The following is a 14871-nucleotide window of genomic DNA, read 5'->3' on the forward strand; positions in this document are numbered from 1 at the left end:
GCGGTCAGCTCCAGGGTGTTTCCTTTCCGTCGGCCGGCACCGGCACCGCCGGGCTGAGCGGGCGGCGCAGGCGCAGGCGCATGGCGATGGCCAGGACAAGCGCGGCGACCGCGCTGCCGGCGAGGAAGGCGAGCCCGACCCGCTGCTCGAGGCGGAGCGGGGCGAGCAGGCCGAGGAGGAAGACGGCGGCACCGGCCAGCCACCCGGCGACCGAGGCCTTGTAGCCGCGCACGGAGATCAGGGCCTGGGCGAGCGCCGAGGCGAGCATGAACAGGCCGCTGGCGGCGGCGAGCGGCCAGAGGTCGGCGCGGGTCGTGACGTACTCCGGGCCGTAGACCAGGCGCACCAGCCAGGGGCCGACGGCGACGATGGCCAGCAGCCCGGCGACGCCGAGCGCGGAGACCGCGCCGACGATGAGGGTCAGCCGCCGGCGGAAGCCCTCCGTGTCGCCCTCGGCGGCGAGCGCGGCCATGCCGGGGAGGAACGAGGCCTGGATCGCGGCGAAGAGGAACAGCGGCACGCGGGTGAGCACCAGGACGCTGATGAAGATGCCGGCGCGGGCCAGCTCGTCCTCGCCGGCCAGCAGGCTGGCTGCCACCGGCGCGGCGTTGATGACGAACTGGCTGGCCAGCGCGCCGACGGTCAGCCATCCGACGGCGTGGGTGAGCTCGCCCCAGGAGTGGTGCGGGCCGGGCCGGGCGGCGGGGCCGAGCCAGCCGGCGGTGGCGAGGACGGCGAGGATCGGCGCCAGGCCGAGGAAGACGCCGTACCAGCCGGCGGTGGCGACACCGACCACGGCGAGGACGGCGGCGCTGCCGATGCGCAGAACGCCGTCGATGGCGAGCTGGGTGCCGTAGCGAGGGAAGACGCCGCCGCCGGCGAAGGCGCCGCGAGTGAGGTGCTCGGCGCCCAGGCCGACCAGCCCCAGTAGTAGGGCCACGACCAGGATCTGCTGCCCGGCGAAGACCTCGTCGGCGAGCGGCTCGCGGATCAGCAGGAGGACGACGGCGACCACGGCGATCAGGCCTCCGGCGAGGGCGCAGGCGCGCAGGAACACCGGGCGGGCGCCCTGCCCGTGTGCGGCCCGCTCGGCGACGGCGCGGCCCACCTCCTGCTCCAGGGGCTGGAAGAGCGCGGGGCCGAGGGCGTTGATGAGGACCCACAGCGTGCCCAGCGGCGCCAGCTCGGCCGGGCCGAGGGCGCGGCCGCTGACGGAGAGGAAGGCGAAGGACGCCAGGCCCAGCACGCCCAGGCCGACCGCCACGGGGCCGATCTGCCTGGTGACGGCGGAGAGCTGGCTCGCCACCTCTATATCCCCCTCGCACGCGCCGCGCGGCGCTCGGCCACCACCCTAGGCGACCTCCCGGATACGGCTCGGGGGTGCGCATGAGGGCACGCGGACCGATCCGTAACGCCACGCCCGAGGTCTGTGGGGCGCGGTGTGACTCATGTGACTGACTCGGGGATTTTTCGGGCGTGCCCTCCGTAAGAGGGAGGCCTTACGCCGTTAACCCGAACGAGCGGGATTTTCGCGTTCCGCATGTCAGCTGATGACTACGAGTCGACACCAGCACTAGTGAGTGACGCTCATTCGGCTGCGATCAGCGGCGTGTTGCCACGTAAAAGCCCACGACGACTTGTCGACGACGCGCCGAAAGTTGCCGTTCAGGGTCCTTGCCCTGGCGGTCCGTGCTGCTAACTTTCTGTGCGTCGCCCAACACGGGGCGCGATCGCAGGAGGATTTATGAGCAAGCGAGCACTTTCGGTCGGCATTCTGACCGCGGGGCTGTCGGCCGGCCTGGTCGCTGGCGCCATCTCCCCGGCCGCCGCCCAGGGCAACCCGGTTGGCGGTTCCGGCAACGTCTACTACCTGGGTGGTGCCGGCAGCATCGGCGGCAAGGCCCAGGAGACCCTGGTCTTCGGTGACCCGGGCGACGAGATCTACTTCGGCGACTGGGACAACGACGGCGTCGACACGCCGATGGTCAACCGCAACGGTGTCTTCCACGTGGCCAACAAGGACGGCAAGACCATCGACGTCTTCGCCTACGGCAACCCCGGTGACCGTGTCGTCATCGGCGACTGGGACGGCAAGAACGGCGACAGCATGGCCGTCGTCCGCACCGAGCAGGGCAGCAACAAGTTCTACGTGAAGAACGACGTCAAGACCACCGGCAAGGCCGACGCCGAGTTCTTCTACGGCGACGCCGGCGACAACCTCCTGGTCGGGGACTGGGACGGCAACGGCACCGACACCCTGATGGTGACCCGCCCCGACACGTCCTTCCACGTGAAGAACGACACCAAGACCGGCGTGGCCGACTACTCCTTCTTCTACGGCAACCCGGGCGACAACGTCATCGTCGGCGATTGGGCCAACCCGGCCACCTACACCGACGGCAACGGTGCGGACCAGATCGCGGTCCGTCGCGACGGCAACCACTACTTCCTGTCGAACGAGCTCGGCAAGGGCAAGGCCATCACGGCGCTGCGCGACTTCTACTACGGCGAGCCGACCGACACCGTCTTCGTCGCCTCGCTGCCCAGCACGGTCGGCAAGGTCGGCGACGCCAAGGTCGCGCTCGACGACGTCTTCGCGACCCACAAGAAGGGCGAGCCCGTCCTTCGCCTGCACCCCACCACCGGCGTGATCCTCGCCCCGGAGCTGGACTCCTTCGGCGACCCGAAGACCTACGCCGGTGGCGAGGCCAAGGCGCAGTTCAAGGGTGCGCCGAAGTACTACCTCGGCACTGAGCCCGTCCTGACGGCCGATGGCAAGCCCATGGTCTACGTCGCTGTCGGCGATGCCGATGAGCCGCACGAGGTGGAGCTCCCCGGCCCCAGCGTGCCGCGCAGCGAGGCCGGCGACTACGACCTCAACGCGGACGGTTCCCTCAAGTACGTCGCCGGCGATGACGTCGACTCGCCCGCGGTTCTGGGCACCGACAGCTCCGAGACCATCGCGATCGCGGTCGGGGACGTCGTCCTGCAGCGTCGCGGCGCCCCGGTGGAGCACGTGGCGGGCACGCCGGCCGTGTATGAGCTCGCTGGCGAGTACGTGGCCAACACCGACGTCGAGACGAGCGAGATCGGCGACTACAAGCTGGACGCGAACGGCAACCCGATCTGGGACGCCGACGCGAACGACTGGGTCAAGCTCACCGCGCCGGTCGTCAAGGTCGGCGGCTTCGCGCCCGGCACCCCGGTGACCGAGCGCCGGGGCGAGGCGATGGCCATCAACGCCTCCGTGTACACCCCGGCCGCGGCGCTTCGGACCTTCACCGGAACCGTCTCCAGCACCGCCAGCACCGTCACGGTGAGCGACGGCAATTTCACCGCCGCTGACATCGACCGCGACATCGACGGCACCGGCATCGCCGCCGCTGCCAAGATCACCTCGGTGCAGAGCCCGACTACCGTGACGGTGTCGGTGCCCAACACCGGGCCGGTCTCCGGCACGATCACGCTGCCGGCGGTGGCCAACGGCTGGAGCGTGGCCGCGCCTGTCTCGGACGACGAGCTGCGCAACGCGTACATCTTCGATGTGGCGCCGGCCGCCTCCTACGTGCCGACGGCCACGGACAAGAAGGTCAGCGACCTCGACGCCGACACCAAGTCCGAGCCCCCCATCTACATCGGCACGGAGCGGGTCCTGTTCGCCGCCGGTGACGACCGCAGTGTGGCCCCCTACGCGGGTGGCGAGCGGGTCGTCAGCCAGAAGAAGGGCACCATCTTCCTCAACGCTGATGGCACGCGGGTCAAGCTCTCCGCTGGCGACGTCGAGATCCTCGGTGACGGCCTGGGTGTCCGCCGCAACTTCGGCCGCTGACCGCAAGCCCCAGCGTCGCGCTGTGCCCTCGGGCTGAGAGCGGCACCGCACCACCGCAATAGGTCGAACCCCCGTCCGCGCTCTCGGGCGCGGGCGGGGGTTCGCTGATCCTCGCGGCGGGCGGAGGGTCGCCGTGTTCTTCCTTGCGCCTGGCCGCCACAAAAGAACCCCCGCTCGGACCCCCCCGGTCCGGGCGGGGGTTCGGTCGTTTTCGGGTTCGGTGATGGAGTTCACCGCGCCGCGATCGACCGCTCCCCGCCGTTCGTCACCGCATCTCGTAGCGTCACAGCTGATCGAAGCGAAACGGCTCCGGCCGGAAATGCTCGTTGCACTCGGCTCCGGGTAACAGCCAGTGCAGTACATCCGGCATCGGTGGACCGCACGCGGGGGAATGAAGCAGTGTTCATCGGCACCAAGACCATCGCCGCCTTCTTCGCGCTCATCGCCCTCGCGGGCGGTCACTTCCGGGGCGGCATCGCACCCCAGCCGACGGGAATCTCGGTCGCCGTCCTGGGCGACTCGTACGCGGCCGGGTTGGCGCGGACGCCGAGCACACCTGGGAGCACTACACCGCCCTGGAACTGGGCTGGTCGCTGGCGGCCGTCCGGGCCTATCCGGGCGCGGGCTACGTCAACCCCGGTACCGGCGGTCCTTACGAGTCAGCGCTCGCCGCGCAACCGCTCCCGGCCACGGTCAACCAGGTGATCGTGCAGGGCGGTTTCAACGACATCGCCTACGGGCCCGCGGAGGTCGGTCCGGCCGTGAGCCGGACCCTCGCGCTCATCCACGCGCAGGCCCCGCAGGCGTCTGTCACGGTCGTCGGCGCCTTCGATCCCGGGCCGGGCACCTTCACCTCCCGCTACCCGGCCATGCGCGCCGACGCCGCGGCGATCCAGCAGGCAGTCGAGGCGGCGGGGGACCGGTACGTCGACGGCTTCGGGATGCGCTACGAGGTCGGCCGGGACGGCGTGCACCCGACGCCCACCGGCCACTCCCAACTCGGATATGCGATCGCCGCGGCCATCCGGCAGGCGGCGCCGCAGACGACTGGCTCGCGGGCCGGCTGGCTGAACTCCCGCGCGGCCGCCGTCATCGGCATCTCCCGCGTCGGCGCGTTCGGGGCCCGCTACTTCTACCTGGTCGGCACCGAGGGCGGTCGGCTCGGTCCGGTCACCCAGGTGGCCTTCGGTGATGCCGGCGACATCCCCACGCTGCTGCAGAACGCGGCCGGGCAGTGCGTGCCGGCGGTCTACCGGCCGTCCAGCGGAACCGTGTACGCCGCCTCGCACCTCGCCGACGGCGGCGGCCAGGTCGAGGCCATCCCGTTCGGCAACCCGGGCGACCAGCTGGTCCAGAACACGCCCTACGCCACCCCGGCCGGCCGCACGGTGCTCATCCGCCGCCCGTCGCAGGGCACCTTCTTCGAGCGGGTCCCGCACGTCGGCGGCCAGCCCGACGTCGGATCCCTGCCGTTCGGCGACCCCGGCGACCGCGGCCTGCAGTACTCGGCCGCCGGCGCCGGCAGCACGCTGGGGGTCTACCGGCCCGGCACGTCCACCTTCTACCTGGCCGACCCCGGGAGCGGGCCCGCGACGGCGGTGCCGTTCGGGAGCCCCGGCGACCAGGGCCTCGTCGGCGCCTGGGGCTGGGCGAACTGGGACGGCTCGGACCGAGTCGGCGTCTTCCGCCCGAGCACGGCCCAGTGGTTCCTGGCCGACACCCCGACGCCGCTCACCGGCGGGGCGGCGCCGCCGATCACCTCCGTCACGTCCTTCTTCTTCGGCGACCCTGGGGACACCGCGCTGGCCTGCGACCCGGCCTGACCGCGCGCGCCCAGGCGCACCTGCTCCCGCGCTGTTACGGTCCGCTCGGTGCCGGAACCGCGGCACGTGACACGGGGGGTCCGATGAACAAGCGTGTGTTTCCTGCCGGCCTGCTCACGGCCGGGCTGTCCGCCGCCCTGGTCGCCAGCGCGGCGTCGCCGGCCGCCGCGCAGGGCGACCCGGTCTACGGGTGGGGCAACGTCTACTACCTCAGCGGGGCGCTGAACGACAGCGGCGAGGCGCAGGAGGTGCTCGTCTTCGGGGATCCGGACGACGAGGTCTACTTCGGCGACTGGTACGGCGAGGGCATCGACCTGCCGATGGTCCGGCGCGGCAACGTCTTCTTCGTGCCCGACCCCGACGACCCGTCCGTCACGGCGCGGGTCTTCGCCTACGGCGACCCGGACGACGAGATCTACGTCGGCGACTGGAACGGCGACGGCGTCGACAGCCTCGCCGTCCGCCGCGGAAACGTCTACTTCGTGAAGAACGACGTCGAGCGCTCCGGCGTCGCCGACACCGTCTTCGCCTACGGCGACCCCGAGGACGTCGTCCTCGTCGGCAACTGGGACGGCGTCCGCACCGCCCCCGAGACCGCTGGCGGCCAGGGGAAGGGCGACACCCTGCTGATCCAGCGGGGCAACCAGTTCTTCGTGAAGAACGACCTGCGCACCGGCGTCGCCGACTACACGTTCCGCTTCGGCGACGACTGGGACGAGATCCTCGTCGGCGACTGGGTCACCCGGCACCCGGCCGCCGACGGCACCGAGACCGTCGAGAGCGGCAACGGCGCCGACCAGCTCGCCGTCCGCCGCGGCTACATCTACCACCTCTCCGATGAGCTCGCGGACGCCCGAGCTCGCGGGAGCGACCCCGCCACCGTGCGGGTGTTCGGCTACGGCGACCCCGACGACGCGGTGTTCGTCTCCTCGCTGCCCACGCCGGTGGACGAGAACGGGCAGGTCACCGACTGGGAGAGCGCCGTGGCCTACGTCGACGGCGACGGCCTCGGTGTGCGCCGTCCGGACTGATCCGCGCGGACAGCAGAGCCCCCGGGGCGACCACGCGGTCGGCCCCGGGGGCTCCGTCGTTCAGCTGTCGCTCAGGCCGCGGGGGCCCAGGAGCCGTCCTCCTGCGGGCGCATCATCGGCGCGTCCCCGCGGATGCTCAGCTCGATCGGCGGCTGCAGCTGGGTGAAGGAGCCGTCGGCCTCCAGCCGCCGGCCGTTGAGCACGGTGCCGACCGCCACCTGCACGTCGGCGCCGGGCTTCACGCCCAGGCGGCCGGTGATGATCCCGCGGAACACGAGCGTGCCGCCCCGGGCGTGCACGTCGCCCTCCACGATCGCGGCGACGTCGGCCTGGCCGTCCAGCCGCACCTCGAGCGGGCCCTGGACCTTGCCGCGCAGCTCGAGCCGCCCGTTGGAGACGATCGCGCCGCCGCGGACCGTGCCGTCGACCTTGACCATCCCGCGGACCTCGAGGGGGCCCTGGATGTCCCCGGTCAGCGTCTCGAACATGCGGTGCCTCTTTCCTCGGTTCCGACGCCCCGGAGGGTACGTGGCCACGCCGACCCGGTCACGGACCGGTAACGGCTAGTGTCCGGACGCATGAAGAGCTTCGACGTCGCCGCCGTCGTCACCGGGGGCGCCTCCGGCCTCGGCGAGGCCACCACCCGCGCCCTGGCCGCCCGCGGGGCCGCCGTGACGATCCTCGACCTGCAGGACGAGCGCGGTAAGGCCCTCGCCGACGAGCTCGGCGGGCACACGACCTTCGTGCGCACCGACGTCACCGACGAGGCCTCGGTGCAGGAGGCGATCGCCGACGCGACGGGCAAGGACCGGCCACTGCGCATCGCGGTCAACTGCGCCGGCATCGGCTGGGCCGAGCGCGTCGTCGCCAAGAACGGCTCCCCGCACAGCTTCGAGGGCTTCACCAAGACGGTCATGGTCAACCTGGTCGGCACCTTCAACGTGCTCCGCCAGGCCGCAGCGGCCATGGCGGCGACCGAGCCGGGGGAGGACGGCGAGCGCGGCGTAATCGTCAACACCGCCTCCATCGCCGCCTACGACGGCCAGATCGGGCAGATCGCCTACAGCGCCTCCAAGGGCGGCATCGTCGGCATGACCCTGCCGGCCGCGCGCGACCTCGCCAACGTCGGCGTCCGGGTCTGCACCATCGCCCCCGGCCTGGTCGACACCCCGCTGCTGGCCGGCCTGCCCGAGGAGGCCCGCAAGGCGCTGGAGGCGGGCATCCCGTTCCCCAAGCGGCTGGCCCGCCCGGAGGACTTCGCCGAGCTGGCGCTCGACATCGTCGAGCACGGCTACCTCAACGGCGAGGTGATCCGGATGGACGGCGCCCTCCGCATGGCCCCGCGGTGATCTGATCAGCACCGGCACCACCCGCACGTCCCCAGGAGCACCGTTGAGCACCGCCGTCCTTCCCGCGGCGACGTCCCCCGCCTACGAGGGGAGCTGGCGACCGGACTGGCCGCTGGACCTCCGGCGCGCGCTGTTCCCGCACCAGCGCAGCGCCGGAGATCCGACGCTTCGCTACGACGCAGCCGGTGCCGCCTGGCGCACGACCACCACGCCGGAGGGCCCGGCCACCGTCCGGATCACGCCGGTGGCGAGGGAGATCCGCATCGCGGCGTGGGGCCCGGGGGCGGTCTGGGCCGGGCGGCAGGTGCCGGCGTGGCTCGGCGCCGACGACCGTCCGGAGACCTTCGACCCCGGCACCCATCCGCTGGTCGTCCGGCTGCACCGCACGATGCCCTGGCTTCGGCTGGGCCGGACCGGACGCATCTGGGACGCGCTCGTCCCCGCCGTCCTGGAGCAGAAGGTCACCGTCGTCGAGGCGCACCGGGTGTGGCGGGAGCTGCTCCGGCTGGCCGGTGAGCCCGCGCCCGGCCCGGTGCCCGACGGCATGCGGGTCATCCCGTCGGCGCAGCGGGTCCTGGACGTGACCGACTGGCAGTGGCACCGCTGCGGCCTGGACGGCGCCCGCCGCCGGGCGCTGCGGGCGGTCGCCTCGGTGGCCTCCCGGCTGGAGGTCGCCGACACCTACGACTCGCCGGCCCTGCAGCGCCGGCTGACGTCCGTGCCGGGAATCGGCGTCTGGACGGCGGCCGAGGTCGTGCAGCGCGCCCTCGGCGACCCGGACACCGTCAGCGTCGGCGACTACCACCTCAAGAACATCGTCGGCTGGTCGCTGGCCGGCCGGAAGACCGACGACGACGGGATGCTCGAGCTCCTCGAGCCCTGGCGCGGGCACCGCCACCGGGTGGTCCGGATGCTCGTGGCCGGCGGCAGCGCCCCGCCCCGCCGCGGCCCGCGCAACGCCCCGACGAACTACCGCCGCATCTGACCGCGGAAAGGCGCGTATGGGGTGGCCTCGCGGCTTACGCCGTCCCAGGACGAACCCGGCTACGGCTGCTTCGGCGTGCCACTGTGCAAGGTCGCGGTCACGTGCGGCTCAGCTGCATCACGCCCGGTGACCGCTCCATCACGTGCGCCTAACATGGGGGAGACTTCGCGGCCCGCTATCAGCGGCTGAGACCACCACGCCCTCGGTCCTGGGCTGTTCTGGGGGAACTCCACGCATGATCCTGCATCGCCCCGTCGCCAAGCTGCGTCACGTCCTGGAGCGGTTCGGCGCCATGGAGGAGCGGCTCGTCGACCTGCAGGCCCGGCTGCAGGAGCTCCAGCAGGTCGTCGCCGATGGCCAGCACCGCTCCGAGCAGGCAGCCGCCGGCCGCTTCGAGGAGCTGCGCGACAGCGTCCACCTCGCGGCACGCCGGTCAGGGCCGACGCGGCGACCGACGCGCGCGCTCTTCCTGGTGCACCACATCGAGGCGTGGGACAGCTACCACGACCTCGTCCGGGCGATGCGGAACGCGGCGGACTTCGAGCCGATCGTGGTCTCGATCCCGCGCCGCTTCCCCGGAGCGGACGGCTTCTCCTACGAGGAGGAGATCCACCGGGGGCTCGACGCGCGCGGGGTGCCGCACCTGCGGCTGCCGGCGCACGGTGCAGGTGAGGCGCTGCGGCTGATCAAGGCGATCGACCCGGACCTGGTCTTCCGCCAGTCCCAGTGGGACGTCGACGTCCCCGACGACCTCGCGACGCACCGGCTGACGTTCACCCGGCTGTGCCTGATCCCCTACGAGACGATGAACCTGGTGGAGAACGTGCCGGGGCCGGGCGGCGTCAACACCGCCGTCGACAATCCGCTGCACCAGGCTGCCTGGGCGGTGTTCTGCGCCAACGACCTCATGTTCGACATGGCGCGGACGGACGGCGTGCGGGCCGGTGACCGGTTCCGGGTCACCGGCCACCCGAAGGCCGACCGGCTCCGCGCGGCCGCGCCGTCCTGGCCGATCGACGGCCGGCCCTCCGGGCAGCGGCGCCGCCGGATCGTGTGGTCGGCGCACCACAGCATCGGGACGACGTGGTCGAACTTCGGCGCCTTCCCGGCCATGGCCGAGGACATGCTGGCCTGGGCCACCGAGGACCAGGACACCGAGTTCGTCTTCATGCCCCACCCCGCGCTGCTCACGATCGTCCACTCACCGGAGTCGCCGGTCTCCCCGGACCGGTTGGTGGACTGGCGAGCGGCGTGGGAGGCGTTGCCGAACACCGCCGTCTTCACCGACGGCGACTATGCACCGCTGCTGGTGGCGTCGGACATGCTGATCACCGACGGGCTCAGCATGCTGGTGGAGTACCAACTGATCGAGCGCCCGATCGTCTACGTGGAGCGCCCGGACCACCGGCCGTTCACCCCAATCGGGGAGATGGTCCGCAGGGGAACACACCCCGTCCGCACCGTCGCCGAGGCGCGCACCGTGGCGAACCCCTTCCTGGCGGGACAGCCGGATCCGTTGCGCCTGCAGCAGGCCCGGAATGTCGAGCGCCTCTTCGGCCAAGAGTCCAGCGTGCCGCGCATCCTGGACACGCTGCGCGAGATGCTCGCTGCCGAACGGAGCGATCCCGTCGCCCGACCACGGGACCCGGCGCCCCTTGCCGGGGCGGACCAGACCGCAGTGCTCGGGCGGGGGCGCTCCCAGAGGTGGTCCGACTGGCTGGACGAGGAATCGCAGACCTCCGCCGGCTGACCCGGCCTATCGGTGGCCTCGAAAGAGAGGCCGCGTCCACGAGGTCAGAGCCGCAGACGTCATCTCGGCGCGTGGCGAGAGCAAGGAGCTGACCCGACTTTCCGGGTCGGACCAATTGTCCGGCCGGGGGTCCAGTCGCATCACCCGCGGGGGTGGAGTGCTGCCCATCCGTCTGCACTTCCTCAAGCGCCACCCGCCTCGCGGCGATGACCGTCACGGCACCTAGAACTGCTCCCCGGTCCGATGACGGGAGGGCGGCGATGCCGGCAGAACGACTCACAGTCAGCGCAACCGCGGGGCGAGGACGTCGCCCGGGTGCGCTGACCACCGTCCTCACGGTGTCCCTCACCGTCGCAGCCATGCCCACGGGCGCCGCGCAGGCCCGTCCCGGCGGCGCGGGCGACCACTTCTTCTTTGCCGGGGCCGGCAACACCTCCGGTGTCGCGAGTGAGCAGTTCTGGTTCGGGGACCCGGGGGACCAGGTCTACGTCGGCGACTGCGCCAGGAACGGGCGCGACGACGTGATGGTGCGCCACGCACCCGCGCCTCCGCCGGCCTCGGGCTTCGGCGACGGCCTGCACCGCATGGGCGCCGGGATCGCTCCCGGCGCGTACCGCTCCTCGGCGGTCGGCGGGTTCTGCTACTGGGAGCGGCTGTCCGGCTTTGGCGGCACGCTCGACGACATCATCGCCAACGGCATCGGCAGCCCCGAGATCGTCACCCTCGAGGCGGGGGATGCCGGCTTCGACAGCAGGGGGTGCGGGACGTGGCAGCCGCTCGGCGCCACCTACCCGCCGAGTCCCCAGACGGTGTTCGGCGAGGGGACGTTCCAGGTCGGTACGCACATCGCACCCAGTACGTACCGGGCCGACGGCGTCGCCGACTCCTGCTACTGGGAGCGGCTGTCGAACTTCTCCCGCGAGTGGATCGACGGGGTGATCGCCAACGAGATCGGCTCGACGATGGTCACGATCGCGCCCACGGACGCCGGCTTCAGCAGCTTCGAGTGCGGCACCTGGACGCGCGTCGGCTGACCCTGGTCGTTCGCGTGGTGGGGCTGTGACTCCTGGGGCTGCTCGTGCTCCAGGGGTCACAGCCTCATCGCGTTCACGCTTCGGCAGCGTGTCCTCACGCGGAGTGTTGAGGCGAGTTCCTAACGTTTCGGCATCGATGGCCGGCAGCGGCCGCTCGACGGCCGGACCGGACGGAGAGCGGTGCGCTCGGACCCCGGGAGTACCACTTGTCACGCGCCGCGCTCCGCTCCACCCTGGCCCTGGCCGGGGCGGCCGGGCTGATGACCACCGGGCTGCTGCACGCCTCCGTCGCCGGCGCGACCGAGCCGTGCATTCCCTCCGCCGACGGGGCGACCATCGCCTGCACCTACGCCGACACCGGCGAGGAGTTGCGCTTCCTGGTACCCGACGGCGTGACGAGCCTGGACGTCGTCCTGCCGGGCGGTGAGCAGCCGGCCGCCGGCCCGACCACGCTCCTCGTGACGCCGGGCAGCACCCTGCTCATCGACCTCGGCGACGCCGACGAGCTGCCCGCCCCGACGGCGACCGCCGACCCGGCGGACGGCGAGCGCGTTCCGGGGCCGTGGTGGTACGTGGCCCCGGGGAACGGTGCGGCCGCCCTCCTCCGAGTGGCGGACCCCGTCGACGAGCCCGTCGAGGAGATGGCCGATCCCGACGAGGAGATGGCCGATCCCGACGAGGAGGCGGCCGATCGCGACGAGGAGGCGGCCGCTCCCGCCGCCGACGTTCCCGCGGGAACGCCCGAGCAGGACTCCGCGCCAGCCACGCCCGCGGTTGGCGAGGCACCGGTCGCCCCCGAGGACGGGTCTGCGCCGGTCGCGCCCGAGCAGGAGGCCGCGCCGCTGTCGATCGTGCTGACCTACCCGGCTCCCGCTCCCACGGCGATTCCCGGCGAGGCCGCGGAGGTCCACGAGACGCCCGCAGAGGCGCCGGTTCCGGATGAGGCCGCCGTCCCGGTCGAGACGCCGGGCCCGGTCGAGGAGCCCGCCCCGGTCGAGGAGTCCACTCCGGCCGAGGAGTCCACTCCGGCCGAGGAGCCCGCCCCGGTCGAGGAGTCCACTCCGACCGAGGAGCCCGTCCCGGCCGAAGCCCCGGCGCCGGCACCGGCCCCGGTCGAAGCCCCGGCGCCGGCCCCGAGCCTGGCGCCCGCGGAGACCGTCGCGTCCCTCGAGTTCGTCGAGACCCCCGAGCACGCCGAGACCCCGGAGCCTGTGGAGGCTGCCGAGTCCGAGGCGACCGTGCCGCCCGCCGAGGCGCCCACGGCCAGCGAGCAGCCGGCTCCCGCGGAGCGGGCCGCATCCGCGGCGCCGATCCAGCAGACCGCGCCTGCGCCGAGCCCCGTGCCCGCCGAGGTGCCGGAGCAGACCGCGAGTGCCGCACCCAGCGCCGTCCCCGCACCCTCCCCGCTCCCGGCGCCGGCGGCCCGCGAGGAGGCATCAGGCACCCGTACGGGGGAGGACCTGGTCGTCGCCGACGACCTGCAGACCGCCTCGTCCGCCGTCCCCAGCGACCTGTTCGACGCCGACGGCGTCGGAGTTCTGGCTGCCGGCCTGGCTGGGACGTTCACCCTGGCCGTGTGTGTCGGGCTGACCGTGGGCGCGCGGCAGCGGCGGGCCTCCAGCGGCACGGAGTGACCCGGCGGCCGGCCGGACTCAGCGCCCCTCGACGAGCAGGTTGAGCAGGTAGTCGCCGTAGCCGCTCTTGCCCAGCGGCTCGGCGGCGCGCCGGAGGCCGTCGTCGTCCAGCCAGCCGTTGCGCCAGGCGACCTCCTCGATGCAGCCGATCTTGAGGCCCTGGCGGTCCTCGACGACCGAGACGAACTCGGTGGCCTGCCGCAGCGACTGGAAGGTCCCGGTGTCCAGCCAGGCGGTGCCGCGGTCCAGCGCCGTCACGGTGAGCCGGCCCTGGCGCAGGTAGTGGTCGTTGACCGCGGTGATCTCCAGCTCGCCCCGGGCGCTGGGCGTGATGCCGCGGGCGATCTGCACCACCTCGTTGTCGTAGAAGTACAGCCCCGGCACGGCGTAGGAGCTCTTGGGCTTCTCCGGCTTCTCCTCGATGGAGAGCACCCGGCCGGACTCGTCGAACTCCACGACGCCGTAGTCCTGCGGGTTGGACACGTGGTAGGCGAACACGTGCCCGCCGTCGGGCTCCGGCAGTCGGGACAGTGCGGTGCCCAGGCCAGCGCCGTAGAAGATGTTGTCGCCGAGGATCAACGCCACCGACGAATTCCCGATGAACTCGGCGCCGATCAGGAAGGCCTGGGCGAGGCCCTCCGGGCGCGGCTGGACGGCGTACTCGATGCTCATGCCGAGCCGGCCGCCATCGCCGAGCAGGTGACGGAACGCCTCCTGGTCACCCGGGGTGGTGATCACCAGCACCTCGCGGACGCCGGCCATCATCAGCGTCGAGAGCGGGTAGTAGATCATCGGCTTGTCGTAGACCGGCATGAGCTGCTTGCTCACGGCCTGCGTGATGGGGAAGAGGCGGCTGCCGGTGCCCCCGGCCAGGATGATCCCGCGCATGATCATGAACGGTACCCACTGCCGGACCTCCGGGCAGGCGCTGGACGAGAACCGACCTCCCCACGGGTGAGCGCTTTCGGCAGCGCCCCCGCCGCTTCGTCCTAGAACGGGGGCGGATCGTCCGGCTCGGGTGGCGGTTGCGACGACGGTAGGTCGTCGTCGGTGCCGTAGGCGGGTGGGTGGGTGATCACCTGGGTGCCGCCGGGCAGGGTCCAGGCGATGGCGCCGTCGGGCATCGGTCGCATCGACCAGCCGGGTGCCTGGTGGGAGAGCCGGTGGTGGTGCTCGCACAGGCAGCACAGGTTGGCGTGCGCTGTCGGGCCGCCGCGGGCGTGCGGGAGCTGGTGGTCCAGGTCGCATCTGCTCGGGCGGGCGCGGCAGCCGGGGAAGCGGCAGCGGCGGTCGCGGGCGCGGACGAAGGCGGCCAGCGCTGCGCCCGGCCGGTACCCGGGGGTTTCCGGTGGCGGGCCGGCCCGGCCGCCGGTGCGCAGGGTGGCGGCGTCGGTGAGGGCGAGCAGGGCGCCGGTGAGCGGGTGGGTGAGCGCGAT

General features: G+C 72.6%; 11 protein-coding genes and 1 pseudogene. 8 read left to right on the plus strand and 4 right to left on the minus strand.

Going from position 1 to position 14871, the window contains the following annotated elements:
* Nucleotides 1-4 precede the first annotated feature (4 nt).
* A complete protein-coding gene (locus tag BMZ50_RS24610) occupies nt 5-1306 on the minus strand; it encodes a lipopolysaccharide biosynthesis protein (RefSeq protein ID WP_091329985.1) in 1302 nt (433 codons plus the stop codon).
* A gap of 438 nt (nt 1307-1744) precedes the next feature.
* Here BMZ50_RS24610 and BMZ50_RS23175 point away from each other — a divergent pair, with 438 nt between their 5' ends.
* From BMZ50_RS23175 to BMZ50_RS23185, 3 genes and pseudogenes are all read left to right on the plus strand, one after another.
* Nucleotides 1745-3829, plus strand: coding sequence for a hypothetical protein (locus BMZ50_RS23175; protein ID WP_091329987.1), 2085 nt, complete (start codon nt 1745-1747; stop codon nt 3827-3829).
* A gap of 548 nt (nt 3830-4377) precedes the next feature.
* Nucleotides 4378-5652, plus strand: a pseudogene (locus BMZ50_RS23180) (SGNH/GDSL hydrolase family protein); the annotation flags it as partial.
* Nucleotides 5653-5735: 83 nt separating this feature from the next.
* A complete protein-coding gene (locus tag BMZ50_RS23185) occupies nt 5736-6683 on the plus strand; it encodes a hypothetical protein (protein ID WP_091329991.1) in 948 nt (315 codons plus the stop codon).
* A 71-nt stretch (nt 6684-6754) separates the two neighbouring features.
* On the opposite strand, the gene BMZ50_RS23190 is transcribed toward BMZ50_RS23185, so the two are convergent.
* Complete coding sequence (locus BMZ50_RS23190; protein ID WP_091329993.1) at nt 6755-7171, minus strand: polymer-forming cytoskeletal protein; 417 nt, start codon at nt 7169-7171, stop codon at nt 6755-6757.
* Between the two features lie 90 nt (nt 7172-7261).
* Between BMZ50_RS23190 and BMZ50_RS23195 the strand changes: the two genes are divergently transcribed.
* The 5 genes from BMZ50_RS23195 (at nt 7262) to BMZ50_RS23215 (ending at nt 13435) form a co-directional block, all read left to right on the plus strand.
* The gene (locus BMZ50_RS23195; RefSeq protein ID WP_091329995.1) at nt 7262-8032 is read left to right on the plus strand and encodes an SDR family NAD(P)-dependent oxidoreductase; all 771 of its coding nucleotides are present in this window, start codon (nt 7262-7264) and stop codon (nt 8030-8032) included.
* 43 nt (nt 8033-8075) lie between these two features.
* Nucleotides 8076-9017, plus strand: a complete 942-nt coding sequence (locus BMZ50_RS23200) for a DNA-3-methyladenine glycosylase family protein (protein ID WP_091329997.1) — start codon at nt 8076-8078, stop codon at nt 9015-9017.
* Between the two features lie 235 nt (nt 9018-9252).
* The gene (locus BMZ50_RS23205) at nt 9253-10767 is read left to right on the plus strand and encodes a hypothetical protein (protein WP_091329999.1); all 1515 of its coding nucleotides are present in this window, start codon (nt 9253-9255) and stop codon (nt 10765-10767) included.
* A 338-nt stretch (nt 10768-11105) separates the two neighbouring features.
* Nucleotides 11106-11801: an Rv1352/Rv1906c domain-containing protein gene (locus tag BMZ50_RS23210; RefSeq protein WP_091330001.1), complete on the plus strand. Its 696-nt coding sequence runs from the start codon at nt 11106-11108 to the stop codon at nt 11799-11801.
* Nucleotides 11802-12007: 206 nt separating this feature from the next.
* Nucleotides 12008-13435 (plus strand): hypothetical protein, encoded by a 1428-nt coding sequence (locus BMZ50_RS23215; protein WP_091330003.1) that lies wholly within the window; start codon nt 12008-12010, stop codon nt 13433-13435.
* Between the two features lie 18 nt (nt 13436-13453).
* Here the strand turns inward: BMZ50_RS23215 and rfbA are convergent, their stop codons facing one another.
* Nucleotides 13454-14323, minus strand: coding sequence for a glucose-1-phosphate thymidylyltransferase RfbA (rfbA, locus tag BMZ50_RS23220; RefSeq protein ID WP_091330008.1), 870 nt, complete (start codon nt 14321-14323; stop codon nt 13454-13456).
* Nucleotides 14324-14424: 101 nt separating this feature from the next.
* On the minus strand, nt 14425-14871 hold a 447-nt coding region (locus BMZ50_RS24450), incomplete at its 5' end, for an HNH endonuclease (RefSeq protein WP_177212958.1).

Origin of the sequence: Geodermatophilus ruber, from assembly GCF_900114385.1 — a bacterium.
GTDB classification, from domain to species: domain Bacteria; phylum Actinomycetota; class Actinomycetes; order Mycobacteriales; family Geodermatophilaceae; genus Geodermatophilus; species Geodermatophilus ruber.

Coding starts and splice junctions, on each gene's coding strand:
- BMZ50_RS23175 (WP_091329987.1), top strand. CDS start 1,745: ATGAGCAAGCGAGCACTTTCGGTCGGCATTCTGACCGCGGGGCTGTCG.
- BMZ50_RS23185 (WP_091329991.1), top strand. CDS start 5,736: ATGAACAAGCGTGTGTTTCCTGCCGGCCTGCTCACGGCCGGGCTGTCC.
- BMZ50_RS23190 (WP_091329993.1), bottom strand. CDS start 7,171: ATGTTCGAGACGCTGACCGGGGACATCCAGGGCCCCCTCGAGGTCCGC.
- BMZ50_RS23195 (WP_091329995.1), top strand. CDS start 7,262: ATGAAGAGCTTCGACGTCGCCGCCGTCGTCACCGGGGGCGCCTCCGGC.
- BMZ50_RS23205 (WP_091329999.1), top strand. CDS start 9,253: ATGATCCTGCATCGCCCCGTCGCCAAGCTGCGTCACGTCCTGGAGCGG.
- rfbA (WP_091330008.1), bottom strand. CDS start 14,323: ATGCGCGGGATCATCCTGGCCGGGGGCACCGGCAGCCGCCTCTTCCCC.